The organism is Comamonas sp. A7-5, assembly GCF_039581385.1.
GTDB classification, from domain to species: domain Bacteria; phylum Pseudomonadota; class Gammaproteobacteria; order Burkholderiales; family Burkholderiaceae_C; genus Comamonas; species Comamonas thiooxydans.
Genome location: NZ_JBCPWO010000006.1, coordinates 47,917 through 74,247, shown reverse-complemented (window position 1 = coordinate 74,247; position 26,331 = coordinate 47,917). Strand labels below are relative to the sequence as shown.

Here is a 26,331-nt window from a genome sequence, read left to right as displayed (position 1 = left end):
ATAAGTAAAGCGCTTTACTCAACGCCAGAGCTACCTGCGCGGCATCCTGCCGTGCATGAAATCCCCAACACCACACACCACAGTCCCTCTGGCGCAAGGGGGGCTGTATGGCACTTGATATTCGAGTCGGCATTGTTGGCCTTGTGCTTTCAGCGTCCGGCCTGGTCTACATAGCCCAGCGTGAGGGCTACCGAGAAGACGCGTATCCAGATCCGGCCCTTGGCACCAAGGTGCCGACCATCGGCTATGGGACAACTGGAGGCGTCAAGATGGGCGACAAGATAACGCCCGACCGCGCACTGGTTCGGCTTCGTGCTGATGCCAATGAAAAAGAGATAGCCCTTCGGCGCTGCCTCGGCGACATCAAGCTGCTGCAGCGTGAATGGGATGCTTATGTGGGCCTGGCCTACAACACAGGCGTCACGCCGGTCTGCTTCAACAACGACCGCACGGGCCCCAGCACCATCAAGCAGCGCCTGCAGGCCGAGAACTATGTCGGCGCCTGTGAAGCCATCCTGCTTTACGACCGCGCCGGCCCAGTCAATAAGCCGAGCGACCGATGCAGCCACCCAGACAACCGCACATGCCGAGGCGTATGGACGGACCGCAAGCGTCTGCACGCAATGTGCCTTGGGGAGCCCATGCCATGACCGGCCGCATTCTGATTTTCTGGGTGCTGGCGTTCAGCGCCGGTGCGGGTCTGCAACTGTGGAATGCGCATTTGATTGCGCAAGGCGACGCCCAAGGCGCCAAGCGCATGCAGCAGGCCTGGGACCAGGCCGAAGCTAAGCGCCAAGCCGCTGAATCGGCGGCCAGCGCAAAGGCTGCACTCAAACGGGCTGCAGACGAAACAGCGCTCCGCGCCGCTGAGCAAGCCAAGCAAAAAGAAACCGAAAGGATCGCCCATGACCAGGCTCAACGTGAGCAGGCTTCGCGCGCTGCTCTTGACGCTGCCACTTCTCGCAATCGCAGCTTGCTCACCACTATCGCCCAGCTCAACGCAAATGCCGCCGCTGCAAAGCTGTCCGGCCCCGGTCCGCAATCCTGCACCGCCGCCGACATTGATGGAGCCACCGCCGCCCGCAATGCACTCGGCGAGTGCAGCAGCAGATACACAACGCTGGGAGGCGTTGCTGACAAGCTCTCAAACCAGGTAATAGGCCTGCAGAGCTACGTCCGTTCCGTGTCCACACAAAAGGAGCTGGCCGATGGTTATTGAGATGACGCTGGCCAACGTGATCACGGTTGCGGCTCTGTTTATTGCAGCGCTGTGGGCACTGGTAAAGGTGATCAGTGGTCAACAGGAGCGCCGACTTTCGGATCGGTTTGATGAGCTGGGCCGGTCAATGCAAACCATCGTCAAGGCCCAGGAAAACAACGCCAGCGCCACGCAGGAGCTGGAGAGAGAGCTGATGAAGTGGAAGGCAGATCTGCCGCTGCAGTACGTGCTGCGCGACGACTACATCCGCAACCAGACAGTGATTGAAGCCAAGCTGGATGCCATGGCCTCCATGCTCGGTACCGCGCCAAAGAGAGGAAACCAGAATCATGCAGATTGATCACGCAAAGGTACGCCGCGAATCCATGCGCTGGCTGATTTTGCTCACGCTCAACAACGCCCGGCCGATGGGTGCCCAGGAAGGGCCCATCTTGTCGGTGGCCCAGTCCCTGTACCCGGATGCCAGCCCGCTGGAGCTGCGCCGCGAGCTGGACTATCTGCACGACCGCGAGCTGGTCAAGGTGGACCGTGCGCCCAATGGCGTTTGGCATGCCGAGCTGACCCGGTACGGCGTCGATGTGGCCGAGTACACCGTGGACTGCGAGCCAGGCATCGCTCGCCCTCAGAAGTACTGGTAAGCCATGGCCCGTAAAAGCAGCATCGACCGGCTAGACCCGGAGATCAAGGCATACATCACGGCCATGCTGGCAACCGGCAGCATGACGCTGGACGAGCTGATCAAGGATCTGCAGGGGCGCTTCCCGGCCGCTGCAGGTGCTGGCGAACTGCCCAGCCGTTCCGCCGTTGGCCGCTTCGGCCAGAAACTGGAGCGCCGTCTGGAAGCCATCCGAGCCAGCACCGAGGCTGCGCGGCTGATTCAGGAGCATGCGGGCGACGATGAAGACGCACGCAGCGGCGCGCTCACTGCCCTGGTTCAAACCGAGCTGTTCGAGTACATCATGCAGCTGCAGGATGCCAGTGAACAGGATGTTGACCCAGTCAAGCGGGTGGAGCTGCTCTCCAAAGCCGCTAAGAACATTGCCACGCTCACACGCTCCAGCGTGAGCCTGAAGAAGTTTCAGAGCGAGGTGCGTGATCGTGCTGAAGCAGCTGCAGCCAACGTCGAGAAGATCGCCAAGAAAGGCGGCCTCTCGGCCGAATCGGTGGAGCAGCTGCGCCGCGAGATCCTGGGGATCGCCGCATGACCTCCATTCCCTTTGTGACGCCCAACACGGCCACCAGCGCGGTGCCCGCCGCCCTGATGGGCTACCAGCAGCGCTGGGTGGCTGATCCATCGCCTTTGAAGGTGATAGAGAAGTCCCGCCGAACAGGTTTGACCTGGGGTGAGGCTTCGGACAACGTGCTCTCGGCTGCATCGGCGCGCAGCGCGGGCGGCCAGAACGTCTACTACATCGCGTACAACCAGGACATGACCATCGAGTACATCCAGGCCTGCGCAATGTGGGCCCGGGTGTTCAACTACGCGGCCGGGGAGATCGAGGAAGGCATGTGGGATGGCGAGGATGAAGCCGACCGCAATATCAAGACCTACACGATCAAGTTTCCGGCCTCCGGTTTTCGCATCGTTGCCTTGTCCAGCCGCCCCTCCAACCTGCGCGGCCGACAGGGCACCATCGTGATCGACGAGGCGGCATTCCACGACCAACTAGCCGAGCTGCTCAAGGCCGCCCTGGCCATGCTGATCTGGGGCGGCAAGGTGCGCGTGATCAGCACGCACAACGGCACGGACAACCCGTTCAATGAGTTGGTGACTGATATTCGCTCGGGGCGCCGCAAGGGCACAGTGCATCGCATAACGTTCCAGGAAGCCGTAACCGAGGGCCTTTACAAGCGCGTGTGCATGCGTTTGGGCAAGGTTTGGACTGCAGAGGACGAGGCCGAATGGATGGCAGGGGTCTATTCCTTCTACGGCGATGGCGCCTCGGAAGAGCTGGATTGCATCCCCGCTAACAGCAGCGGCTCATGGCTGACGCGCGCTTTGATCGAGTCGCGCATGTCCAAAGACACGCCAGTGCTGCGCTGGGAGTGCAAGCCCGGTTTCGAGGTGCTGCCCGAGAACATCCGCATAGCCGAATGCCGCGATTGGCTGCAGGCGCAGATGGCCCCCATTCTGGAGGCATTGCCGCAGGATGTGCTCAGCTTCGACGGCGAGGACTTCGGGCGTACGGGCGACCTGTCGGTGCATGTGCCGCTCATCCAATACCCCAACCTGGTGCGGCGTCCGCCCTTCACGGTGGAGCTACGCAACGTGCCCTTCAAACAGCAGGAGCAAGTGGCTTTTTATCTGCTGGATCGGCTACCGCGCTTCAGCGGCGGCTCATTCGATGCACGAGGCAATGGCCAGTACCTGGCCGAGGTTGCAATGCAGCGCTATGGCGTGGATCGCATCCACCAGGTCATGCTTTCCGAGACTTGGTACCGGGAGAACATGCCCCCTCTGAAGGCTGCGCTTGAAGACGGCACCCTGGATGGCCTTCCCAAAGATGCAGACACCCTGGCCGACTTGCGCTTGGTCCAGGTGATACGTGGCGTGCCACGGATTCCCGATATCCGCAGTACTGGCACCGACAAGGGCAAGCGACATGGTGACGTAGCCGTGGCCGCAGCTTTGGCCTGGCACGCATCCCGCAACGCTGGCGCCCCGATGGAGTTCACCAGCAGTGGGCCCGTCCAGGATGCCTATGACATGAATGGATTCCTCTATGGCTAAAAACCGCCGTACTCAGCCGAGCCGGCCAGCGCCGGACCTGAGCAACTATGTGACACGGCAGGAGCTGGAAACAGAAATTGCCAGCCGCCTGGTTGACCCCTTTGAATCCAGCTACATGGGCGTGCTGCGCACCAATGACCCGCTGTTGCTGGAACGTGGCCAGGGCAGTATCGAGATCTACCGCGACTTGAAACGCGACGGCAAGGTGTTCTCTTCACTGCAAAAGCGGCAGTTGGCCCTTGTCGGCTATGACTGGACCGTGACGCCCATCACGTCGTCCACAAAGGCGGATGAAGATGCCAAGACGATGCATGACATCCTGGATGGCTGCGGCTTCGACAACTTGTGCAAGCAATTGATGGATGCGTTGCTCACTGGTATGGAAGTTGTCGAGATCATCTGGACGGTGTCGGATGGCAGGTGGGTACCCAAGCGCTTTGCCCAGCGGGCCCAGCGGCGCTTTACCTTTATCCAGGACACCGCTGATCGCCCCCCTGAACTGCGCATGCTGACACGCGAGGACATGCTGCGCGGCCGTGCGCTGCCAGAGCGCAAATTCATCGTGCATCGGGTCAATCCGCAGGACGACAACCCATATGGCATGGGCCTGGGCCTGCAAACCTACTGGCCGGTGTTCTTCAAGCGCGCCGGCATCGTGGCCTGGAACAAGCGCCTGGCCCGCACTGGCTCACCGATGCCTTGGGGCAAATATCCCAACGGTGCCGGTCCCAAGGAAAAGGACACACTGTTCCGTGCGCTGCGTGCCATGAGCAACGACGGCGTGCTGATGACGCCGCAGGGCATGGATATCTCGCTACTGGAAAGCAAGATGGCAGGGAGCGGCAGCATCAGCTCCGAACGTGAGCTGGCTGAGTACATGGACGACTGGATTGCGGCCGTCTGGACCGGCGAGTCCCCGCGCGGCAAGGCTGGTGGCGCAGTAGCCGCTGCTGCAAAGGAACGCGAGACGGTGCGCCTGGGCTTGACCAAGGGCGACAGCGATCTGCTGACAGAAACGCTGAAGGAGCAGCTGCTCGACCATATCTGCTACTTCAATGGCCTGGAGCCCTGCAAGGTGTATCGCCAGATCAAAGCCGATGAGGACACCAAGGCACAGTCGGAAACTGATAAGAATGTCGCCGACCTGGGCTTCGAGCCGTCAGAGGCTTATGTCAAGGAGCGCTATGGGGACGGCTGGACCAAAAAGAAGGGTGTGCCTGGCACAACAGAAACGCCCCCCAATGCTGACCCCGCAAGCCCCAGCTTTTCCGAAGCAAACGGCGTGCAGGGCCAGGACGCCATTGACCAGGCGCTGGCCTCCATTGACGATGCCGAGCTACAGGACGCCATGCGCGGCCTGCTGGAGCCGCTGTTTGAAGCCATTGAGGCCACCGATAACTTTGAGGATGCCCTGGCTGTGGTGCAGAAGGCTTTTCCGAAGATGGACAGCGCCAAGCTGCAGTCTTTGGTCGCCTCGGCGATCTTTGGCGGCCAGGCCTACGGCCGTGCCGTTGAGGCATAGGGGACGCCATGGCGACCATTGCTGCCAATCTGAAGCTGCAGCCAGCCGACGCCACGGAGTACTTCCGAGCCAAGGGGTTGCAGGTGACCTGGTCCTGGACCGACATGACACGGGATGCCCACGCCGCTGCGTTCACGGTGGCCAAGGCCACGACGCTGGATGTACTGTCCGCGATTCGCACCGAGGTGGACAAGGCCATCGGTGAGGGGCAGACCTTCGAGGCTTTCAAGAAGGCTCTGCGGCCCAAGCTGCAGGACCTGGGCTGGTGGGGCCGCCAGGAAGTGCTGGACGGCGAGACTGGTGAGCTGACCACGGCGCAGCTGGGCAGCAACCGGCGCCTGCGCACCATTTTCCAGACCAATGTGCAGACGGCCTATATGGCCGGACGCTACAAGCGCTACCTGGCCGATGTGGAAAACAGGCCGTATTGGCGCTATGTGGCCATCTTGGACGGGCGCACGCGCCCCGCCCATCGGGCCCTGCATGGCAAGGTATGGCGCTGGGATGACCCGATCTGGCAGGTGATCTGGCCGCCCAATGGCTGGGGATGCCGGTGTCGTGTCCAGGCGCTGACAGAAGCCGAATTCCGGGCGCTTGGTGTGGCTCTTGAAGATGGCAGCCAAGCCATCAGCACGATCCGAGTGCCAGTCAACAAAGATGGCGACACGATGGAGGTGCAAGTCGTGCGCTATATGGACGAGCGTGGCCAGCCGCGTACATTCCGGCCAGATCCTGGCTGGGATTACAACCCAGGCGTGGCATCTCAAGCCAATCTAGACCGAGTCATGACCGGCAAGCTGGAACAGGCAGCGCCTGCCATCAGCCAGGCTGCAGTGCGTGATATGGCGGGCCAGCCGCAGTTTGGTCAGTGGTTGCAGGCCCCCACGGGCGCCTGGCCGCTTGTGTCTGTACCACCTGCAGATGCCCAGTCCATTGGAGCTGCCTCACGCATTGGCACGCTGGCCAGCGCCGTGGTGCGAGCAGCAGGGTCTGCCACGGCCGACTATGCAGGCGCGCAGTTGGTGATTGAGCAAGGCATTTTGGTGCGCAGCGCTGGCCAGCTGATCTATGTGCTGCGCCAGGGCGAGATGGTTTCGGTGGTTCGGGCCCAGGCATCTGGCGACAGCCTGGCAGTGGTCAGCGTGGAGCGGCTCACCTTGGAGCAGGCCATGGCTGATGCCGATATCGCTGCAGCGCTATGAGCGGCCTGATCGACATCATCATTGATATCGGCGATGCCGTTCGCCGGCTGGATCGTGCTGCAGCGATCCTGGACAACCCGACGGATCTTTACCGGGGCATTGCGCAGAGCCTGGAGAGCGTGACAGAGGGCAACTTTGAAGCCCAAGGGCGGCCGCACTGGGCTCCTCTGTCCAAGTCCACTATCCAGGAGCGCACGCGCCGTAACAAGGGCAGCTCCACACTGATGATGCTGCAGGACAGCGGCATCCTGACCGCCAGCGTCACGTCCGACTTCGGTGCCGACTTTGCCCTGATAGCAGCTGGCGGTGCGGCCTCGGACTATGCGGCCATCCAGCAGTTTGGTGGTGAGATCAAGCGCGCGGCCTATTCGACCAAGGTACGGCTGCGCACGGATGCCAAGGGCAATCTGTTGCGCCAGGCTAGCAACCCCAACCTGGCTGTGTTTGCCCGCGATAGCCACAAGCGGGCGCGTGAGAGTTGGCACGAGGTCGGCGAGTACACCATCAAGATCCCGGCGCGGCCGTATTTGCCATTCAGCGGCCCGCCCGAGGCTCCTATACTGCAACCCGAGGCCGAGACCTCAATCATGGATGTGGTGGACCGATTTCTACGAGGTGCATTCGGTCAGTAATTGGTGTTTTCTGTGGCGAAAGCTAATTGCAGGTTCCTATCCCACCATGGCCCGGCAAGTCCCACCACATCCCGATTTATCTCATCTCTCCCTCTTTCTTTATCTCACTCCCGTTCACGCTGTCCAGACCTTGAAGGCCGGTGTGCACCGCGCTGCGGTTCGTGCTCTGAACACCGGCCACAAAGGCCTTGTCCAGCGCGCTGGCGTGCATGGAGGAGGTCACGGCCAGCACCTCGGCAGAGCGTGTGGCTGCGCTGGCGGTGCGGCCTGCAGCGGAGGTGGCAGCCTGTGCCCAGCCTATGCCGGAGACAGCCAGACCTGCAGCGGTCAGACTTTTGAGAAGGGAGCGACGATCGGTTTGCATTGCGTCGTCCTCCTTACTTCTTGGCTGGCTCGGCAGCCTGGGGAGCCTCTGTCTTGGACAGGTAGTTTGCCAAGTCTTCCAGCGTGGCGTCGTCGATATCGGTCACGCGAAAGGATGGCATGGCGTTCATGCCGTTGCGCGCAATGATCACGTAGGTCGCGGGCGGAAAGCCGCGCCCCTTGATGACGGGGCCTATACCGGCTTCATGGCATTTGGCGCAGGTCTTTTCGTAGAAGCGCTGGCCGGGGCCAATGCTGTGAGAGTCCGCAGCCGAGGCGGCGAGGCTGAGGCCAGACAGCAGGGCTGCCAGGGCCAGTTGGGAGGCATGTTTCAACGTGGGTCTCCGGTGGTTCTGTTGGTCGGCAGACACAAGGCGCGGGTTGGGGGCCCGCGCCTTGCCCATGCGGGCGCTGCACCTGAGGTCTTTGCCTCATGGCCCAATGCCTGCAATGGAGGTTTCAAGCGAAGACAGGAGTCATGCCTGCCGGCTATGACTGCTGTCCTGGGCGCTTTAGAAGGGGTAGTGACGTGCGGTGGTCTGCATGGTGATCCAGCGGGTGTCGGTGAAGGCATCGATACCGGCCTGGCCGCCGAAGTGACCGTAGCCCGAGTTCTTCACGCCGCCGAAAGGCATCTGTGCTTCGTCGTGCACGGTGGGGCCGTTGACATGGCAGATGCCCGCTTCGATGCGGCCGGCCACGCGCCAGCCGCGCGCTGTGTCCTTGGTGTAGACGGCGGAAGACAGGCCGAACTCGTTGTCGTTGGCCATGGCAATGGCCTGCTCTTCGCCACGCACGCGCACGATGGCTTTTACCGGGGCAAAGGTCTCTTCACGGAAGATTCGCATCTCGGGGGTCACGCCGTCTATCAGCGTGGCTGCCATCAAGGTGTCGTTGGCCTTGCCGCCGCAAAGAATCCTGGCACCCTTGGTTACGGCGTCGTCGATGAGCTCGTTGACGCGGTTCACGGTGTTCATATCCACGACTGAGCCCAGCACCACGGGGCCTTTGCGGGGGTCGCCCAGAGGCAGGGTTGTGGCGCGGGCCACCAGCTTGGCGATGAATTCCTCGGCCACGGCCTCGTCCACGATGATGCGCTCGGTGGACATGCAGATCTGGCCCGAGTTGGCGAAGGCGCCAAAGGTGCAGCCGGCCACCGCGGAGTCGATGTCGGCATCGTCCAGGACCAGGAATGGGGCCTTGCCGCCCAGCTCCAGGATGACGGGCTTGAGGTATTTGGCGCAGGTCTGGCCGATGATGCGGCCCACGCGCGTGGAGCCCGTGAAGTTCACGCGGCGCACGGCGGGGTGGGCCACCATGGCCTCGACCACTGTGCCGGCGTCTTCGGGTGCATTGGTCACAAAGTTCACCACGCCGGGCGGCAAGCCGCCTTCCTGCAGCGCTTCGATGATCAGGCCGTGCGTGGCAGGGCACAGCTCCGAGCCCTTGAGGATCACGGTGTTGCCGCAGGCCAGGGGCGTGGCAATGGCGCGTACGGCCAAGATGATGGGGGCATTCCAGGGGGCGATGCCCAGCACCACGCCGGCGGGCTGGCGCACGGCCATGGCCATGCTGCCGGGAATGTCCGAAGGAATCAGCTGGCCGTTGATCTGGGTGGTCAGCGATGCGGCTTCGAGAAACATATTGGCGGCCAGATGCACATTGAAGCCGGCCCAGATGCCGGAGGCGCCGGTCTCTGCCGCCATGGCTGCGGCAAAGGCCTCGGCCTTGGCCTCCAGGGCCTGGGAGGCCTTCATCAGCATCAGCCTGCGTTCTGTGGGGCCCAGGGCCGCCCAGGCCGGGAAGGCCGCTTGAGCGGCTTCCACGGCACGCACGGCGTCGGCGCTTGTGGCGGCCGGGGCACGCGTGGCGACCGAGCCGTCCAGAGGGTTTTTGCGCTCGAAAGTGGCGCTATTGCTGGCCTGTGCGGTCTTACCGCCGATGAGCATGCTTTGTTCAATCATCTTCGCTTCCTTCACTACCAAAGGCGCGTGACCGCAGTCACTGCTTGTTGATGCAAGTTGAAAAGTGGGGGCTGGTGTCGTTGCACAAGGCTTGTGTCACCGGGCTTGTCTCCACCTTTTGTGATGTTTCGCCTGACACTGGCGTGTGAGTGATCGTAGGAAAAGCCCTGGCAAGATGCTGTGCGCAATGTGCACAAACCGTTTGACGAATCGTGCACGCGACCTAGGGTTTACACTAGTTTGAATGCAGTGTGGGAGATTCTTTCCGGCCTGAGCACGAAAGTGCTCACTTACCGATAATTGTTGTACTTTGTCGGTACAGGCAGAGATAGATACAACGAGGAGTCAAGGCCCATGACCGCGCCCGTGGTACTGAGTACCGATGGTCTTCCCGAGACGGAAACTGCACCAGCCTGGCAGGGCTGGATGGCACAGCTGTTCTCGGGTCTGGATACGGATCTGTATGGCGACACCTGTTTTGACGGGCATCTGAGCGTGGCATACGCAGGCGACGTGATGCTCACCAAGCTGGATGCCGGGCGCCACCGCGTCATACGCGACAGCCATCGTCTGCGCGACAGTGAAGCGGCCTACCTCAAGATCGTGGCGCCCTGGAGCGGCCATGCCGAGGTGGAGCAATACGGCAGCAAGGCCTGCGTGAGCAATGGCAGCTGGGCCATCTATGACACCTCGCAGCCCTATGTGGTGGCCAATCCCCGGCACACGGAGCACCTGATCATGATGGTGCCCAAACAGAGCATTGCCGAGCGAGGCCTGCGTCTGGAAAACCTCATGGGTCGATCGGTGGGGGGCAGCGCCGGCATTGCACGCATTGCTCTGCAGACCATGCGCAGCACTTACCAGGAACTGGACAATATGACGGCACCGCTGGCGCGTCGCGCCGGGGAGTTGCTGGTGGATATGGTGCATCTGTCCCTGCAGGCCCTTGGCGGGCAGGCCACGGCGGTGACGCAGAAGCAGGCCCTGTACGACCGTATCTGCGAACATGTGGCCAGCCATGTGCGCGACCCCGGGTTGTCGGTCGATCAGGTGGCCGAAGCACTCAATTGCAGCCGTCGGCATCTGCACAACGCCTTTGCGGGGCGAGACCAGTCGCTGGGCGGCTTCATCCAGCAAAGCCGGCTGGAGCTTTGCATGCGGGAGCTGCATTCCCCGGCGCTCGCGCACCGCACCATTACAGACATTGCCATGGGCTGTGGTTTTGGCAACAGCGCGCACTTCAGCCGTGCCTTCAAGGCCTATGCCGGCATGTCGCCGTCCGAGTTCAGAGCGCTCGGTCATTGATCTGTGCCGACCAGCGTTTTCGAGGCCTATAGGACAATGCAGTCCGTTGCTTAGAAAGCAGGACTGTATTCATGGACATCAATACGCCGCTCACCCTGCTGGGTGGGCTCACCGCCTCTCAATTCATGCGCCGCCACTGGCACAAAAAGCCCTTGCTGGTGCGTCAGGCTATCCCCGGCTTCAAGGCCCCGATTCCGCGTGCCCGACTGCTGGCCATGGCGGGCGAGGATGGCGTGGAGTCGCGCCTGATCCAGCAGCTCGAAGGCGACAACTGGAAGCTCAGCCACGGCCCGCTGTCCCGTCGCAGCCTGCCTGCATTGACCAAGCCGGGCTGGACCGTGCTGGTGCAGGGCGTGGATATGCATGACGCCAAGGCGCATGAGTTGCTGCAGCAATTCCGCTTTGTGCCCGAGGCGCGCCTCGATGATCTAATGATCAGCTTTGCCACCGATCAGGGGGGCGTAGGCCCGCATTTCGACAGCTATGACGTGTTTCTGCTGCAGGCCCAGGGCAAGCGCCGCTGGCGCATCGGTCGTCAAAAAGACCTGTCTCTGCAGCAGGGCAAGCCACTGAAAATCCTCTCCAATTTCGAGCCCGAGGAAGAGTTCGTTCTGGAGCCCGGCGACATGCTGTATCTGCCGCCCAAATGGGCGCATGACGGTGTGGCGGAAGGCGAATGCATGACGTATTCGATAGGCTTTCGCTCGCCCGATCGCAGCGAGCTGGGCCGCGAGTTGCTGCTGCGCATGTCGGACGAGCCCGACGAGCCCGAAACTCCGGTCATTTATCGCGATCCCAAGCAGGAGGCCGTGAGCAACCCGGCGCTTATTCCTGAAGGCATGTATGACTTTGCCCGCGAGGCACTGAAGAAGGCCATGGCCGAGCCGCTGGCGCTGGAGCGCGCGCTGGGCGAGTACCTGACCGACCCCAAGCCCAATGTCTGGTTCGAGCATGGCGATGAAAACGGCATGTTCGAGAGCGTTGTGCTGGATCGTCGCACGCGCATGATGTATGACGCCAAGCACATCTTCATCAATGGCGAAAGCTATCTGGCAGGTGGCCGCGATGCCACGTTGATGCGCAAGCTGGCAGACAGCCGAGCCCTGTCGCGCAAGGATCTGGCAACTGCCAGCGATGACGCGCTGGAGTTGCTGTCGTCGTGGTTTGATGCTGGCTGGGTTCGCTCCGGCGACTGAAACAGGGTGGACTTGTAACAGCGATCGTGCTAACTTACGGGTTTGTCCTCTGTGGCTCCTGCTGATTTCGCAGGCTTTGTGTAGGTTATGTAAATCTTTATCAAAGCTTTGTCAGGGATTTGACAGGAATAAATTTATGCTCCACAGTGTGGCTCAAGGCAAGCGTGGGCTTGCCCGATAAATGAGAACGCGCCGATTTGTGCAGAATTGTTTGGTTGCTGTCAGTGTTAGTCAGCAATGGGCAAAACTACCTATAATGCGGGCTGAGTCGAATTTATCGTTTGACCTGATCTGCCAGAGCGATCAATAGCTGCAAAAGGCTGACCGTAATGGCAATCTGCATACCGTCTGCTGAACCTACCATTTAGGAAACTGTCATGAAGAACTCTCTGATTCTGGCTACCGTGATCGCTGCTGCTGCTCTGGCTGCTTGCGGCAAGAAGGAAGAAGCTCCTGCTGCTCCCGCTCCTGCTGTGGAAGCTCCTGCTGCTCCCGCTCCTGCTGCTGAAGCTCCTGCTGCTCCCGCCGCTGACGCTGCTGCTCCTGCCGCTGACGCTCCTGCTGCTCCTGCCGCTGACGCTCCTGCTGCTCCTGCCGCTGACGCTCCTGCTGCTCCCGCCGCTGAAGCTCCTGCTGCCAAGTAATTCGCTGCATCAGCCAGCTTGAGGCCCAGGCCTCAAGCATGAAAAAACCGCACTCAGGTGCGGTTTTTTTACGTCTGGATTTCGCAGCGGATTTTCGAGCCGCGGATGCTTGTCGGCATACAAGGTCTGCACCTGTATCAGCACTTGGGCGGATTCTCGCGTGCAAGCGCGCCATGAGCATTGCAGCCCCAAGCCGAAGTTCGATTCGTTCGGACATGAAAAAAGCCACCAGAGCGCAGTCCGGTGGCTTTTTTATGGGGCGCAGCGCTCTTTACTTCAGATCATCCGTGATGATGCGCACGATACGCTGGCCGTTGGTGGAGCTGTCCGGCTGGCCCTGCTCATTGAGCACGCTGACCTGGGACTTGTTGCCGTCACCCTTGACCTGGATCTGATACTTCTGGGGCGCAGCAGCTTCCTTGCCCTGGCTGAAGATCTTGCTGAAGAAGCCCTTGGACTCGGGCTTGGCGTTCGGGTCCACGTAGCGCACATAGTAGAGGCCGCGGCTGCGGTCGCGGTCTTCCACGGTGAAGCCGGTGCGGTCCAGTGCCACGCCAACGCGGCGCCATGCGCGCTCAAAGCCTTCTTCCAGCTGCAGCGTGGGCACACCGTTGATGGTGTCCATGCGTGCGCTGGTCGAGGTGGTGGCTGCAGACTTGTCCGCCTTGGCAACGGCAGAGGCCTGCTCTTCGCTCACACCCAGCTTGACCATGATGCGGCGCAGGAATTCGGTTTCCAGTTCGGGATCGCGAGGACGCGGTTGCCAGATGGTGTTGTCCTTGCGCTCGCTGGTGTAGACCTCCTGCATGCCACGGTGGGTGACATAGATGCGGGTCTTGCCATCGGGCTCGCGCTCCAGGCGGGTGCGGAACTTGTCGCGCTCGCTGGTGGAGTAGAGCGAATCGAACACCTTGCCCAGGCTTTTTCGGATGATGTCCTGAGGCAGCTTGGCGCGGTTTTCGGCCCAGTCGGTCTCGAGAATGCCCAGCTGGCGGTCTTCCATCGCATAGATGAAGCCGTTTTCCAGCCAGAAGTCGCGAGTGGGCTCCCAGAGCTTGTCGGCTGCACGATCAACCACGAGCCAATGCTCGGCACCGTCGCGCTCGATGCGGACGTCGCCAATCTTGTTGGCTGCGGTGTTGTTGTCGGCAGGCTTGGCGGCCTTGGCATTGGCCTGCATGGCAGCAGCGGATACCACGCCACCAGGGACGGTATAGCGCGAGTCTTGCGACAGCTGCGTCAGATCCGGAGGGACTTCAAGAGAGGGAGCTTGATTCTTGCCCGCGCTCTTGTAGTCGATCTTGGTCTCTTGGAACGTGGTCGTGCAGGCAGACAGGCCCAGCGCGATGCTGAGCAGGCTCAAACGTGCTGTTTGTTGTTTCACGCGGATTGTCCTTGGGTAGCGTTCAAGCTATGTGCGAAAAACCGCTAGCTTAGCGCAACTCGATCAGAGTACGCCAACTTTACGCAGAGCATCCTCAACAACTGCTTCGCATTGCTCGCTCAGCGGTGTCATGGGCAGGCGCATGGCGGGACCGCACAAACCCATGCGGGCTGCTGCCCATTTCACGGGAATGGGATTGGCTTCCACAAACAGGCTCTTGTGCAGGGGCATGAGCTTGAATTGGATTTCCATGGCGCGCTTGGTATCGCCGGCCATGGCGGCCTTGCACAGCTCGCTCATCAGGCGGGGCGCGACGTTGGCCGTCACGCTGATGTTGCCGTGGCCGCCGCACAGCATCAGTGCCACGGCGGTGGGGTCGTCGCCGGAGTAGACGCCGAAGCCGGCAGGCACGTCGCGGATCAGCCATTGAGCACGCTCGATGTTGCCGGTGGCTTCCTTGATGCCGATGATGCCGGGGATCTGGGCCAGGCGCAGCACGGTGTCATGCTGCATGTCCGCAACCGAGCGGCCGGGCACGTTGTACAGGACCACGGGCAGGTCGCCAGTGGCTTCGGCGATGGCCTTGAAGTGCTGGTACTGGCCTTCCTGTGTGGGCTTGTTGTAGTAGGGAACGACCTGCAGCTGGCTGTCGGCGCCCACCTTCTTGGCGTACTTGGCCAGCTCGATGGCTTCGTGCGTGCTGTTGGCACCGCAGCCGGCCATGATGGAGACGCGGCCGGCGGCCTGTTCCACGGCGACACGAATGATTTCGCAATGCTCTTCGACATTCACGGTGGGCGATTCACCGGTGGTGCCGACCACACCGATGCAGTTGGTGCCTTCGGCCACATGCCAGTCGATGAGTTTGCGCAGCGACGGGTAGTCGACGCTACCGTCTTCGAGCATGGGCGTAATGAGGGCAACAATGCTGCCAGTGAGAGCAACGGAGGGTGATGTCATATCCGCAATCAGAAAACGGTAAAAATGAATTCTACAAACAGGGACAGGGTGCAGGCAGTGGTTTGCGATCAACAGTGTCTAGCAAAACTCTGTTTTTGTCGAAGTGTTGTTGATAAATGACGAAATGACGAAATATTTAATTTCTGTGCGTCATATTGTTCGTTGATCGTGGCTTTGTTTCGGACGGCATGGCTGCAATCTGGCGGCTTTGCAAGTCTTGCTCAATGCGGTCCGGCCGCTTTTCTCAAAGCCTGCAGGCAGGCCCGGCGACCATGGTTCCTGCCACGCCGGCATCGCTTCAGTTCGCGCTGTAGTTCCAGGCGCTGATATGGGCCTGCGCCAGCCGTTCCATGAAGTCCTCGGCATCTGCCGAGCGCACCACGGTCACGCGCAGGCTGTCGTCATCGGTGGCCAGCTTGATCAGGGCCAGCTGGCGGCCGGCCAGATGTTCGGCCATGTTCTCCAGGCCCGATTCAACGCCATCAGCGGGCGTGTCCCATTGCCAGTCATCGGTGCCGGGCAACCAGTGCGTGGCGGCAATGCCGTCGGCGTCCTTCCAGTCAAAGCGGGCGAACTGACCGGCAACGGCAAGCAGATGCACCCAGTACAGGGTCAGCGCGTTTTCACCAGCGGGCAGATGCATGACATCGGGGTCGATCTCGTCATCTTCGTCCCAGCCCATGTCGTCAGGATCAGGTGCCGCCACGCAGTCACGCCATTGCAGCAGCAGTTCTGCAGCCTGGCTTTCGTCATTCAGGCAGAGAATGCGCGACATATCCTGCATCCAGGCCTCATCCTCTGCCTCTATCAGTTCCGCGCGGGTCATGGCCGTGGTTTCGGGGGTGTCGCCACCCAGGCCCTTGAACATGCCGCGCAGCGCATTACGGTAGTCCTCCCAGGTTTCTCCAGTGCGGGTGATGCTGAAATCCTGGATGGAGAACATGACCAGTTCGGCCTCCGGCCCTTCGCCCACAAAGGTGAGCAGTTCATTTTTCTTGGGACTGCAGTTCAGCGGCGGGCACCAGATATCAGGGGCGGCCAGCAGCTTGCCTTTGGTGTTGAAGATGCGGGGCTCGCCTTTTTCGGTGATGGCCAGCAGTTTGCGGCCGGGAAATACCTTGGGGGGCGAGCTGCTGAAGCCGCGCTCTATGGTCTTGAACTGACAGGGGATGATTTCCTGGCCGCGGATGTCAATCACGCCTTCGAGGATGCGGAACTCCTGCTCGCCCTGCTCGTTGACAAAGGGTTCCCGGACGCAGGCGACGGCCAGGTCTGTCTTGGCGCTGAAGTCGTTGATGTGCTCATAGCGGCCCGCATCAAACACAGGGTGGCCGTCGGGCTTGAGCAGCAACTGGCGCGAGTCGCCACAAGGGCCTTGTTCGGCACGGATGAATTCGTCGTGTTCCTCGTTGTAGTCGATGCTGCTGAGCCCTTCGTGCAGCAGCGCGAGGCCGGGCAGATTACGCAGGTCCTGCATGTTTTCCTGCCTCGGTGATCTGCAGGCCATAACATGGGGCGTGACGGCATAGGCGTCGCGATAGCCCTCGGAGGGCGATACCAGCCAGATGCCGTTCAAATCCTTGATGCCGGACCTCGCGCCTTCGCCCGGCGTGGTCTCGGGATAGTGCACGCTCAGATGCTCGCCAGAGACAAAAGTCATGCTCGCGCCTTCCAAGGGGCGCTGAAGCCAGCGGCCATAGGGCGTGACCATGCCCACAGGCCAGTGGTCGCGCTCGGCCTCGTTCTGTGGCTTCAGGCCCGTGCGCGGGTGCAGCTTGGGCATGACGTAATAGCTTTCGGTCGCTTCGTCCCAGGCGCCATGGTGGCGCGGCTCGTAGTGATCGGCCAGCCAGGCGGGCCAGTCTTCTTCGCTTTCCTGCTCGATGACCTCGGTGCGGGCAATGACCGAATCGCTCCACCATCCCAGATGGGATTGCGGCGCCCGCTTCAAGGCCTGCAGAGATTCGGGCAGTTCGCCGACGCTGCAGCTCCATTGCCGGCATAGCTCGCGCTGGGCCTGCAAAAAGGTTGTGAACTGCGCTTCGTCAAAGTCATGCGGACATAGCGTGGCGCAGTCCAGCAGCAGCCACTGGCGCGTGCTGGTGCTGATGGTGTGATCGATGTGCTGCCATTGCTTCTTGACGGAGTCGGGCCAATGCGCAGGGCTTTTTGCGGGCAATGGCTCAATCACGCTCCTCAGCCATTGCCAGCGGGCCCGGACCTGCTCCATGGGGGCGGCCAGGGCCGAGAGGCTTTGCTTGTCCTGGTAGGCGCTGCAGGGAACCAGTTCGGGCAGATGCCGCGCATCGCCCAGCAGCACGCTGAACAGCAGCGGCGTGCTGCTGAACCATTCGGCCCAGCCGTCGCAGCTGCCGCCGGACTCTGCGGGCCACTCTGTCGAGGGACTGGGGTGTTCGTCGTGGGCAAGCAGCAGGGCGTAGGCGGGCATGGCAGTCGGGCAGATGTGGATGCAGAAGAAGGGTGTCAGGCTTGAAGCAATGCGGCAGGCGCGGCCGGGCCACCGGGCCTGATGGCGGCAATGCGCTGAACCACGCGTTCGGGCTGGTGCAGCAGGCCGTGCTCGTAGGCGACGATGTTCCAGCCTGCGCAGACCTGCAGCAACTCGGCTGGCGCCAGCAGAAAGTCCGGGCGCGAGGGCTTGCCATAGGCCTCGTTGCCCTGGGCGAAGGTTTCGTAGAGCAGCACGCCGCCGGGCTTGACGCTGGCCAGAATCAGCGGCCACAGCGGTCGCCACAGATAGTTGGTGACTACCACGCCATCAAAGCTGCGGCCCGTCAGCGGCCAGGCACTGTTCTCGATGTCGGCGGTAATCGTCTCGGCGATATCCGCCACGGACCGGGTCGCTTCCGGCGCCCTGTCCACGCTGGTCAACGCGTGATTCAAGGCCGAGAGGAAACGGGTATGGCGGCCCATGCCGCAGGCCAGATCCAGCACAGAGCCCTGCGGGCGTACCAGATGGGCAAAGCGGACAATCCAGGCGGAGGGCGCCGGCGCGCAGTGGCTGGCGGCAATCGCAGGAATGGCGGCGGGTGTGGGAGGCTGGGTGTTGCTGGTCATCTTGCGAAAACTATAGCAGTGCCCGCAGCCCTGTTCCTGCATGGCCTGCAGCAGCGTCAGATGTAGGCCGCCAGCTCAGTGCGGCTTCACATCGTCCTTGAGCGCGGCCAGGGCCATGTCTTCCACCATGCCCGGGGCGATCAGCTTGATGAAGCGGCCCAGCTTGCCCTTGCCCGTCATCACCACCTCGCGCTGGCGGCGCCTCATGCCGTCGAGTATGAGGCGCGCGCATTCGGCCACCGTCATCGCGCCGTCTTCCTTGAGGCCGCTGACGCCTGCGGCCTCGCCTCTGGCGTTGTAGCCGTGGTAGCGGATGCGCGTATCCACCACGCCGGGGTAGGCCGTGGTCACGCTCACGCCGGCGGGTTTGAGCTCGATGCGCAGGGCTTCAAAGAAGCCGGCCATGGCGAACTTGCTGGCGCTATAGGCCGTGCGGCCCGGCACGCCTATCAGTCCAGCCAGCGAAGACACGGCGACGATGGAGCCCTGGCTGGCCTTGAGGTGCGGCAGCGCCGCATGGGTGCACCAGACGCTGCCCCAGAGGTTGATGCGCATCAACCTCTCATACCAGCCCAGGTCTTGCGCGCTGACCTGTTCAAAGAGCGCATGGGCCGAGATCCCGGCGTTGTTGATCAGAGCGTCCAGCCCGCCGAACTGCTGCACGGCGGCGTCGATCAGCGCGCGGCACTGGGCTTCTTCGCTCACATCGGTGGGAACTGTCAGCACCTGCGCCCCCAGGGCCCGGCATTGTTCTGCCACGGCTTGCAGATTGCCGGCGTTGCGCGCGGCCAGCGTCAGCTGCAGCCGGCTGCCATGGGTTTGGGCCAGCTGGCGGGCCATTTCGGCGCCTATACCGTCCGAGGCTCCGGTAATGATGATGCGGGCCATGCTCTCTCCCGGCCATGCCGCCCGGGCCGGTTGCCCAAGAGCTCAGAAGCAGGCCCAGACCTGGTCTGCCAGTGTGAGCATGAATTCCGGTTGCAGATACAGGGCAAACACCGCCAGCAGCAGCACGAGCACGGCACACCAGATGGAGATGCGTTGCCAGAGTTTGAGCTGCATGGTGGTGTCTCCTGTATCAGGCGGCGCTTGGCGCGCTGCTGCGCACAATGGCTGTCTCGCGCACGGGCAGATTGACGACGGCGGCAAAAATGCCCAGGGCAATCGAGATGTACCAGACCATGTCGTAGTTGCCGTTGATATCGTAGAGATAGCCGCCCAGCCATACGCCCAGGAAGCTGCCGATCTGGTGGCTGAAGAAGACAAAGCCGCCCAGCATGGACAGATGCTGCACGCCGAAGATCTGGGCGATGGTGGCATTGGTCAGCGGCACGGTGGACAGCCACAGAAAGCCCATGGCGGCGCAAAAGGCATAGACCGACCAGGGCGACAGCGGTGCCAGCAAAAAGGCCACGGTGGCCACCGAGCGCAGACCGTAGATGCCCGACAGCAGGTAGCGCTTGGGCAGCCTCTGGCCCAGATTGCCGGCCAGATAGGTGCCGAAAATATTGAACAGGCCGACCAGGGCCAGTGAATAGCTGGCCACATGGGGCGCCATGCCGAAGTCCTTCAGATAGCTGGGCATATGCACGCCGATGAACATGACCTGGAAGCCGCAGACAAAGTAGCCCGCCATCAGCAGCAGAAAGCTGGGATAGGTCCAGGCTTCCCTGAGCGCCTGGCCCACAGTCTGTTCGCGCTTGATGGGCGTGCTGCCGCCAAAGCCCGGCTCGCGCAGGCCGAAGGCCAGGGCGGCGATCAGCAGCGCGAACAGCGCCAGTATCAGCAAGGCATTGGACCAGCCGAACTGCGCGATCAGCTTGCCTTCCACGGGCACCATGAAGAACTGGCCGAACGATCCTGCCGCCGCGGCAACGCCCATGGCCCAGCTGCGCCGCGCCACGGGAATCTGCCGGCCCAGTACGCCATAGATCACGGCATAGGTGGTGCCGGCCTGGGCCGCGCCGATCAGCACGCCGGCGGTCAGCAGGAACACCGTGGAACTGGGGGAAAGCGCCATGCCGACCAGGCCCAGGGCATAGAGGATGGAGCCGCCGATCAGCACCTTGAAGGCGCCGATGCGGTCGGCCAGCATGCCGACGAAGATGCCCAGGATGCCCCAGGACAGGTTCTGCACGGCAATGGCCAGGGAAAAGTTCTCGCGCGTCCAGCCCATCTCCTGGGTGATGGGTTGCAGCCACAGCCCGAAGCCGTGGCGTATGCCCATGGAGAGCGTGACGATGGCGCCACCGCACAGAAGAATCTGCGCCATGGACATGGGGGCCGGAGTTGTCTTTGTAGTCATGCCGTGTGTGCGAAAAAAGGCTTGGGAGGCGGGCAACTTGCCACTTTAACGAAACAAGCTGTTTTGTGCCTGCACAGGCCGTCACATGCGTGGCAGGCTGGCCTGCCAGAATGCGTGACCGGCAAGCTGCGGCGCGGGAGCCGGAGCAGGGCGGAAGAAAGAAAAAGTGAGCGCCTTGCGCAATCCATGTAATGGATATGGATTTGAAACTATCCATAACGTATGAATGGCATGCGGTAGATGCTATTGTTTTCAGGGTATCCGCAGCGATGAAGACCCGGTAAAAACACGTTGCCAAGACAGATGTTCGGGCTTTGTGCAAGAGTATTGGGAGTAAACAACTGTGAATTTATCCAGCTCTCACTCGGAGAGGCTACTACAATCCGCCCCCATGGCAGTCAAACCGTCCAACGAATATTCCGAAGGCTCGATCCGCGTTCTCAAGGGTCTGGAGCCTGTCAAACAGCGTCCCGGCATGTATACGCGCACCGACAACCCCCTGCACATCCTGCAGGAGGTGATCGACAACGCGGCCGACGAGGCGCTTGCCGGCTACGGCAAGAAAATCAAGTTCACCATGCATGCCGACGGCTCCTACAGCGTGGAGGACGACGGCCGCGGCATTCCCTTCGGCCTGCACCCCGAGGAGAAGGCGCCCGTGGTGGAGCTGGTCTTCACGCGTTTGCACGCGGGCGGCAAGTTCGACAAGGGCAATGGCGGCGCCTACAGCTTCTCGGGCGGTCTGCACGGCGTGGGCGTGTCGGTGACGAATGCACTGGCCACGCGCCTGGAGGTGCAGGTGCACCGCGACGGCCAGGTGGCCACGCTGGTGTTCTCGGGCGGCGATGTGATCGAGCCGCTGAAGGTGCGCCCTTTGCAGGCCGGCGAGCGCAAGCAGGGCACGACGGTGCGTGCCTGGCCCGATGCCAAATACTTCGAATCCTCGGCCCTGCCCATGGGCGAGCTGGTGCATCTGCTGCGCAGCAAGGCCGTGCTCATGCCTGGCGTGGCCGTTTCGCTGATCAACGAAAAGTCGCGTGACACCCAGAGCTGGCAGTTCAAGGGCGGTCTGCGCGACTATCTGGCTCAGAGCCTGCATGGCGAGCCCGTCATCCCCCTGTTCGAGGGCGAGGGCTTTGCCGACAAGAACAACGACAGCTTTGCCGAAGGCGAGGGCGCGGCCTGGTGCGTGGCCTTCACCGAAGACGGCGCGCCGCTGCGCGAAAGCTATGTCAACCTGATTCCCACCACGGCGGGCGGCACGCATGACAGTGGCCTGCGCGACGGCCTGTTCCAGGCCGTCAAGGCCTTTATCGATATGCACTCGCTGCTGCCCAAGGGCGTCAAGCTCATGCCCGACGACGTGTTTGCGCGCGCCAGCTATGTGCTCAATGCCAAGGTGCTGGACCCGCAGTTCCAGGGCCAGATCAAGGAGCGCCTGAACTCGCGCGACGCCGTGCGCCTAGTCTCGGGCTTTGTACGCCCGGCGCTGGAGCTGTGGCTCAACGAGCATGTGGACTGGGGCAAGAAGCTGGCCGAGATCGCCATCAAGGCCGCCCAGACCCGCCAGAAGGCCGGCCAGAAGGTGGAAAAGCGCAAGGGCAGCGGCGTGGCCGTGCTGCCCGGCAAGCTGACCGATTGCGAGAGCAAGGACATAGCCGTCAACGAGGTGTTTCTGGTCGAGGGCGACTCTGCGGGCGGCAGCGCCAAGATGGGCCGCGACAAGGAAACCCAGGCCATCCTTCCGCTGCGCGGCAAGGTGCTCAACACCTGGGAGGTGGACCGCGACCGGCTGTTCGCCAACAACGAAATCCACGATATCTCGGTGGCGATCGGCGTGGACCCGCATGGCCCCAATGACGAGCCCGACCTGTCCGGCCTGCGCTACGGCAAGATCTGCATTCTCTCGGATGCGGACGTGGACGGCTCGCACATCCAGGTGCTGCTGCTGACGCTGTTCTTCAAGCATTTCCCCAAGCTCATCGAAGCCGGCCACATCCATGTGGCGCTGCCGCCGCTGTTCCGGGTGGACGTGCCGGCGCGCGGCAAGAAGCCGGCCATCAAGGTCTATGCGCTCGATGCGGGCGAGCTCGATGCCATCATCGAAAAATGCGCCAAGGACGGCGTGCCGCGCGAGAAATGCCAGGTCAGCCGCTTCAAGGGCCTGGGCGAGATGAATGCCGAACAGCTTTGGGAAACCACGCTGAACCCCGATACGCGTCGTCTGCTGCCGGTGCAGTTCATGAATCTGGACTTTGCACAGTCGGAGGCCGTGGTCACCAAGCTCATGGGCAAGGGCGAAGCCGCCGCCCGCCGCGAGCTGATGGAGCTGCATGGCGATGCCGTGGAGGTCGATATCTAGGCGGCGTTGCCAACGTCTGCACTAGCGCTCACTAGCGGTCGATGGAGCCAGCCATGCACAAGCCCATGTTCGATGCCTCACCCAGCCTGCCGCCCGCGCGCGGCGGGTTCGCGTCTGTGCGTTTGCGACGTGCGGTGGCTGCTGCCCTGCTGGCGGGCTCGGGCTGGCTGGCCCTGGCGCCGGCGGCGCATGCCGATCTCTGGGCCTATGTCGACGAATTCGGCGTCACGCACTTTGCGGCCGAGGCGCTGGACGAACGCTACAAGCTGTTCTTCAAGGGCGAGCTCTACGACAGCAGCCAGCCAGGTCTGCAGCTCAAGCAGGATTCGGCGGCCGAGGGGCTCAACGCCCGCACGCGCATGCAGAGCTTTTTCGAGGTCTCGCCGCGCTACAAGAGCGTGAGGCCGCATCTGCAGAAGGCGGCCGAGAGAACCGGCGTGGACTACGACCTGATCAAGGCCGTGATCGCCGTGGAGTCCGGCTTTGATGCCCAGGCCGTCTCGCCCAAGGGGGCTGTCGGCCTGATGCAGCTGATGCCGGCCACGGCCGAGCGCTTTGGCGTGTCGGCCAGCAAAAAGCGCAGCATGCAGCAGCAGCTAGCCGACCCGGCCGTGAACGTGCCTGCCGGCGCGCGCTATCTGAGCTATCTGATGGACTTGTTCCCGGGCCGGCTCGATCTGGTGCTGGCCGCCTATAACGCGGGCGAAGGTGCGGTGCAGAAATTCGGCAAGGCGATTCCACCCTACAAAGAAACAATGAATTACGTCAAGGCCGTCACCGGCATCTACGAGCAGCTGCAGGCAGCCCGGCCCCTGAGCGGCCGGCTGGCCGCGGCCGGCTCGCCTGGCCGCGGCGGCTCCCGCATACGCATGACTCTGCCGGGCGCGGCCTCTGCGGCCGCGGACGCGCAAATACCTTGAGTCGCCGGATCGGCGCAATTTGGAAAATCACAAAGAATTCATGAGCGATCAAACCACACTGGATTTGTCTCAACAAGCCGCTGGCGATGCACTGGACCTGGGTCAATACGCACAGCGCGCCTATCTCGAATACGCTTTGTCGGTGGTCAAGGGCCGTGCCCTGCCCGACGTCAGCGATGGCCTCAAGCCCGTGCAGCGCCGCATCCTCTATGCCATGGACCGCATGGGTCTGGGCTATAGCGGCCCGAATGGCAATACGGCGGCCAAGCCGGTCAAGAGCGCCCGTGTCGTCGGCGACGTGCTGGGCCGCTTTCACCCGCACGGCGACCAGTCGGCCTACGACGCACTGGTGCGCATGGCGCAGGACTTCAACCAGCGCTACCCGCTGGTCGACGGCCAGGGCAACTTCGGCAGCCGCGACGGCGACGGCGCAGCGGCCATGCGTTACACCGAGGCGCGCCTGTCCAAGATCACCGGCCTGCTGCTCGACGAAATCGATATGGGCACGGTGGACTTTGTGCCCAACTACGACGGCAGCACCCAGGAGCCCAAGCAGCTGCCGGCCCGCCTGCCGTTCTCGCTGCTCAATGGCGCCAGCGGCATTGCCGTGGGTCTGGCAACGGAAATCCCGAGCCACAATCTGCCCGAGGTGGCGGCGGCCTGCGTGGCCTTGATCAAGAAGCCGCAGCTGCCCGAGGAAGAGCTGCTGGCGCTGATTCCCGGCCCCGACTATCCGGGCGGCGGCCAGATCATTTCATCGAGCAGCGATATTGCCGATGCCTACCGCACGGGCCGTGGCAGTCTCAAGGTGCGTGCGCGCTGGAAGATCGAAGAGCTGGCACGAGGCCAGTGGCAACTGGTGGTGACCGAGCTGCCGCCCGGCGTGTCGGCCCAGAAGGTGCTCGAAGAGATCGAGGACATCACCAACCCCAAGGTCAAGACCGGCAAGAAGGCGCTGAGCCAGGAGCAGACCCAGCTCAAGGCCAGCATGCTGGCCGTGCTGGACTGCGTGCGTGACGAGTCGAGCAAGGATGCGCCGGTGCGCATCGTGTTCGAACCCAAGACCGGCAAGATTCCCCAGTCGGAGCTGATCACGGCGCTGCTGGCCCACACCAGCCTGGAGTCTTCGAGCTCGATCAATCTGACCAGCATCGGCCTCGATGGTCGCCCAGTGCAGAAGTCGCTGCGCCAGATGCTGGAGGAGTGGATTGCCTTCCGCTTCCAGACCGTGACGCGACGCAGCCAGCATCGGCTGGAGAAGGTGCTGGATCGCATCCACATCCTCGAAGGCCGTCAGGCCGTGCTGCTCAATATCGATAAGGTTATTGCCATCATCCGCGCCAGCGATGAACCCAAGCAGGCCCTGATCGACGCCTTCAATCTTTCCGAGCGTCAGGCCGAGGACATTCTTGAAATCCGTCTGCGTCAATTGGCGCGCCTGGAGGCCATCAAGATCGAGCAGGAGCTCAAGGAACTGCGCAGCGAGCAGGGCAAGCTGGAAGACATCCTGGGCAGCGAGGCGACCATGCGCCGCCTGATCTGCAAGGAAATCGAGGCCGATGCCAAGACCTTCGGCGATGCCCGTCGCACGCTGATCCACGAGGAGAAAAAGGTGGTGGCCGAGGTCAAGGTGGTGGATGAACCCACGACCGTGATCATTTCCGAAAAGGGCTGGGTGCGCACGCGTCAAGGCCATGGCGTGGATGCGGGCACGCTGAGCTTCAAGGCAGGCGACAGCCTCTACGGCACGTTCGAGTGCCGCACCGTCGATCAGTTGCTGGCCTTTGGCAGCAACGGCCGGGTCTATTCGGTGCCGGTGTCGGCCCTGCCGGGCGGACGCGGCGACGGCCAGCCCGTGACGACGATGATCGAACTCGAAGCCGGTACCCAGCTGCTGTACTACTTTGCCGGCAGCGAAAGCACGCAGCTGCTGCTCTCGGGCTCGGGCGCCTATGGCTTCACGGCGAGTGTGGGCGATATGGTCTCGCGCCAGAAGGCCGGCAAGGCCTTTGTCACGCTGGGCGAGGGCGAGACCCTGTGCGCACCTTCGGTGGTGCATGGCGTGCCCATGAATGCGCGTGCCGAATATGTGGAAGGCGGCGAGCAGGGCGCCGGTTTGCTCAACCTCGCCAGCCATGTGATCTGTGCCTCGGTGGGCGGTCGCATTCTGACCTTCGAGATCGCAGAGCTCAAGGCCATGCCCAAGGGCGGGCGCGGCCTGATGCTGATCAGCCTGGAAGACAAGGATCAGCTGGCCGGCGCGGCCGCCTATACGCGCAGCATCCGCCTGGATGGCGTGGGGCGCGGCGGCAAGGCGCGGACCGAGACGCTGGAGATCCGCAGCCTCAACAACGCCCGCGGCAACCGCGGCCGCAAGGGCAAGGCTGCCGACCTGGGCTTCAAGCCCCAGGCGGTGACGCGTGTGGAATAGGTGATCAGTACGCCCATGAAAAAACCGCGTCAGTTTTGCTGGAGCGGTTTTTTTATCGGGTTTGAAGAAGGAGTGACAGAGAACGATCCGTGGCGGACGTTTGTGTCGAAGCC

The 26,331-nt window shown here is 62.4% G+C and carries 25 protein-coding genes; 15 read left to right on the top strand and 10 right to left on the bottom strand.

Annotation, left to right across the window (positions count from 1 at the left end; all coding sequences use genetic code 11):
- Nucleotides 1–107: 107 nt before the first annotated feature.
- Genes AAIL67_RS12855 through AAIL67_RS12815 form a run of 9 tightly spaced genes read left to right on the top strand, consistent with a single transcriptional unit; the run spans nt 108 to nt 7,306 of the window.
- Nucleotides 108–650 (top strand): lysozyme, encoded by a 543-nt coding sequence (locus AAIL67_RS12855; RefSeq protein WP_343484161.1) that lies wholly within the window; start codon nt 108–110, stop codon nt 648–650.
- Nucleotides 647–1,219 (top strand): DUF2514 domain-containing protein, encoded by a 573-nt coding sequence (locus tag AAIL67_RS12850; protein ID WP_343484160.1) that lies wholly within the window; start codon nt 647–649, stop codon nt 1,217–1,219. The genes AAIL67_RS12855 and AAIL67_RS12850 overlap by 4 nt, the downstream gene beginning before the upstream one ends.
- 1 nt (nt 1,220) lies before the next feature.
- Entirely contained in the window at nt 1,221–1,559 is a 339-nt protein-coding gene (locus AAIL67_RS12845) for a hypothetical protein (RefSeq protein ID WP_343484159.1), read from the top strand.
- Nucleotides 1,549–1,857, top strand: a complete 309-nt coding sequence (locus AAIL67_RS12840; RefSeq protein WP_087084185.1) for a hypothetical protein — start codon at nt 1,549–1,551, stop codon at nt 1,855–1,857. Before AAIL67_RS12845 ends, AAIL67_RS12840 begins: the two co-directional genes overlap by 11 nt.
- Before the next feature lie 3 nt (nt 1,858–1,860).
- On the top strand, nt 1,861–2,424 hold the full coding sequence (locus AAIL67_RS12835) for a DUF3486 family protein (protein ID WP_087084184.1): 564 nt from the start codon (nt 1,861–1,863) through the stop codon (nt 2,422–2,424).
- On the top strand, nt 2,421–3,950 hold the full coding sequence (locus AAIL67_RS12830; protein WP_343484158.1) for a hypothetical protein: 1,530 nt from the start codon (nt 2,421–2,423) through the stop codon (nt 3,948–3,950). The genes AAIL67_RS12835 and AAIL67_RS12830 overlap by 4 nt, the downstream gene beginning before the upstream one ends.
- Entirely contained in the window at nt 3,943–5,472 is a 1,530-nt protein-coding gene (locus AAIL67_RS12825) for a DUF935 family protein (RefSeq protein ID WP_343484157.1), read from the top strand. The genes AAIL67_RS12830 and AAIL67_RS12825 overlap by 8 nt, the downstream gene beginning before the upstream one ends.
- 8 nt (nt 5,473–5,480) lie before the next feature.
- Nucleotides 5,481–6,674: a phage minor head protein gene (locus AAIL67_RS12820; RefSeq protein WP_343484156.1), complete on the top strand. Its 1,194-nt coding sequence runs from the start codon at nt 5,481–5,483 to the stop codon at nt 6,672–6,674.
- A complete protein-coding gene (locus tag AAIL67_RS12815; RefSeq protein WP_343484155.1) occupies nt 6,671–7,306 on the top strand; it encodes a phage virion morphogenesis protein in 636 nt (211 codons plus the stop codon). The genes AAIL67_RS12820 and AAIL67_RS12815 overlap by 4 nt, the downstream gene beginning before the upstream one ends.
- A 76-nt stretch (nt 7,307–7,382) precedes the next feature.
- Here the strand turns inward: AAIL67_RS12815 and AAIL67_RS12810 are convergent, their stop codons facing one another.
- From AAIL67_RS12810 to AAIL67_RS12800, 3 genes are all read right to left on the bottom strand, one after another.
- Nucleotides 7,383–7,670 carry a hypothetical protein gene (locus tag AAIL67_RS12810; protein ID WP_343484154.1) on the bottom strand — a complete coding sequence of 96 codons (288 nt, stop codon included), beginning with the start codon at nt 7,668–7,670 and terminating at the stop codon, nt 7,383–7,385.
- Between the two features lie 13 nt (nt 7,671–7,683).
- Nucleotides 7,684–8,004, bottom strand: a complete 321-nt coding sequence (locus tag AAIL67_RS12805) for a cytochrome c (RefSeq protein WP_343484153.1) — start codon at nt 8,002–8,004, stop codon at nt 7,684–7,686.
- Between the two features lie 177 nt (nt 8,005–8,181).
- Complete coding sequence (locus AAIL67_RS12800; RefSeq protein WP_343484152.1) at nt 8,182–9,633, bottom strand: aldehyde dehydrogenase; 1,452 nt, start codon at nt 9,631–9,633, stop codon at nt 8,182–8,184.
- Nucleotides 9,634–9,987: 354 nt separating this feature from the next.
- Here AAIL67_RS12800 and AAIL67_RS12795 point away from each other — a divergent pair, with 354 nt between their 5' ends.
- The 3 genes from AAIL67_RS12795 to AAIL67_RS12785 all read left to right on the top strand — a co-directional run bounded on the left by AAIL67_RS12795 (nt 9,988) and on the right by AAIL67_RS12785 (nt 12,778).
- Nucleotides 9,988–10,938, top strand: a complete 951-nt coding sequence (locus AAIL67_RS12795) for a helix-turn-helix domain-containing protein (RefSeq protein ID WP_343484151.1) — start codon at nt 9,988–9,990, stop codon at nt 10,936–10,938.
- 71 nt (nt 10,939–11,009) lie between these two features.
- Nucleotides 11,010–12,134 carry a cupin domain-containing protein gene (locus AAIL67_RS12790; protein ID WP_034378842.1) on the top strand — a complete coding sequence of 375 codons (1,125 nt, stop codon included), beginning with the start codon at nt 11,010–11,012 and terminating at the stop codon, nt 12,132–12,134.
- A 377-nt stretch (nt 12,135–12,511) separates the two neighbouring features.
- A complete protein-coding gene (locus tag AAIL67_RS12785) occupies nt 12,512–12,778 on the top strand; it encodes a hypothetical protein (RefSeq protein WP_034359978.1) in 267 nt (88 codons plus the stop codon).
- A 271-nt stretch (nt 12,779–13,049) separates the two neighbouring features.
- On the opposite strand, the gene bamC is transcribed toward AAIL67_RS12785, so the two are convergent.
- From bamC to AAIL67_RS12750, 7 genes are all read right to left on the bottom strand, one after another.
- Nucleotides 13,050–14,162: an outer membrane protein assembly factor BamC gene (gene bamC / locus AAIL67_RS12780; RefSeq protein ID WP_224650048.1), complete on the bottom strand. Its 1,113-nt coding sequence runs from the start codon at nt 14,160–14,162 to the stop codon at nt 13,050–13,052.
- A 63-nt stretch (nt 14,163–14,225) separates the two neighbouring features.
- The gene (gene dapA / locus AAIL67_RS12775; RefSeq protein ID WP_003064577.1) at nt 14,226–15,122 is read right to left on the bottom strand and encodes a 4-hydroxy-tetrahydrodipicolinate synthase; all 897 of its coding nucleotides are present in this window, start codon (nt 15,120–15,122) and stop codon (nt 14,226–14,228) included.
- A 298-nt stretch (nt 15,123–15,420) separates the two neighbouring features.
- Nucleotides 15,421–17,571, bottom strand: a complete 2,151-nt coding sequence (locus AAIL67_RS12770) for a hypothetical protein (RefSeq protein ID WP_343484150.1) — start codon at nt 17,569–17,571, stop codon at nt 15,421–15,423.
- Between the two features lie 35 nt (nt 17,572–17,606).
- On the bottom strand, nt 17,607–18,242 hold the full coding sequence (locus tag AAIL67_RS12765) for a class I SAM-dependent methyltransferase (RefSeq protein WP_063661452.1): 636 nt from the start codon (nt 18,240–18,242) through the stop codon (nt 17,607–17,609).
- A 33-nt stretch (nt 18,243–18,275) separates the two neighbouring features.
- Nucleotides 18,276–19,088, bottom strand: a complete 813-nt coding sequence (locus AAIL67_RS12760) for an SDR family oxidoreductase (RefSeq protein ID WP_280008960.1) — start codon at nt 19,086–19,088, stop codon at nt 18,276–18,278.
- 42 nt (nt 19,089–19,130) lie between these two features.
- The gene (locus AAIL67_RS12755; RefSeq protein ID WP_003057673.1) at nt 19,131–19,262 is read right to left on the bottom strand and encodes a hypothetical protein; all 132 of its coding nucleotides are present in this window, start codon (nt 19,260–19,262) and stop codon (nt 19,131–19,133) included.
- 16 nt (nt 19,263–19,278) lie between these two features.
- A complete protein-coding gene (locus AAIL67_RS12750; protein WP_063661448.1) occupies nt 19,279–20,478 on the bottom strand; it encodes an MFS transporter in 1,200 nt (399 codons plus the stop codon).
- 418 nt (nt 20,479–20,896) lie between these two features.
- Between AAIL67_RS12750 and AAIL67_RS12745 the strand changes: the two genes are divergently transcribed.
- Genes AAIL67_RS12745 through parC form a run of 3 tightly spaced genes read left to right on the top strand, consistent with a single transcriptional unit; the run spans nt 20,897 to nt 26,218 of the window.
- Nucleotides 20,897–22,867, top strand: a complete 1,971-nt coding sequence (locus AAIL67_RS12745; protein ID WP_003064589.1) for a DNA topoisomerase IV subunit B — start codon at nt 20,897–20,899, stop codon at nt 22,865–22,867.
- A gap of 53 nt (nt 22,868–22,920) precedes the next feature.
- Complete coding sequence (locus AAIL67_RS12740) at nt 22,921–23,787, top strand: transglycosylase SLT domain-containing protein (protein WP_343484149.1); 867 nt, start codon at nt 22,921–22,923, stop codon at nt 23,785–23,787.
- Between the two features lie 40 nt (nt 23,788–23,827).
- Entirely contained in the window at nt 23,828–26,218 is a 2,391-nt protein-coding gene (gene parC, locus AAIL67_RS12735; RefSeq protein ID WP_343484148.1) for a DNA topoisomerase IV subunit A, read from the top strand.
- Nucleotides 26,219–26,331: the final 113 nt, after the last annotated feature.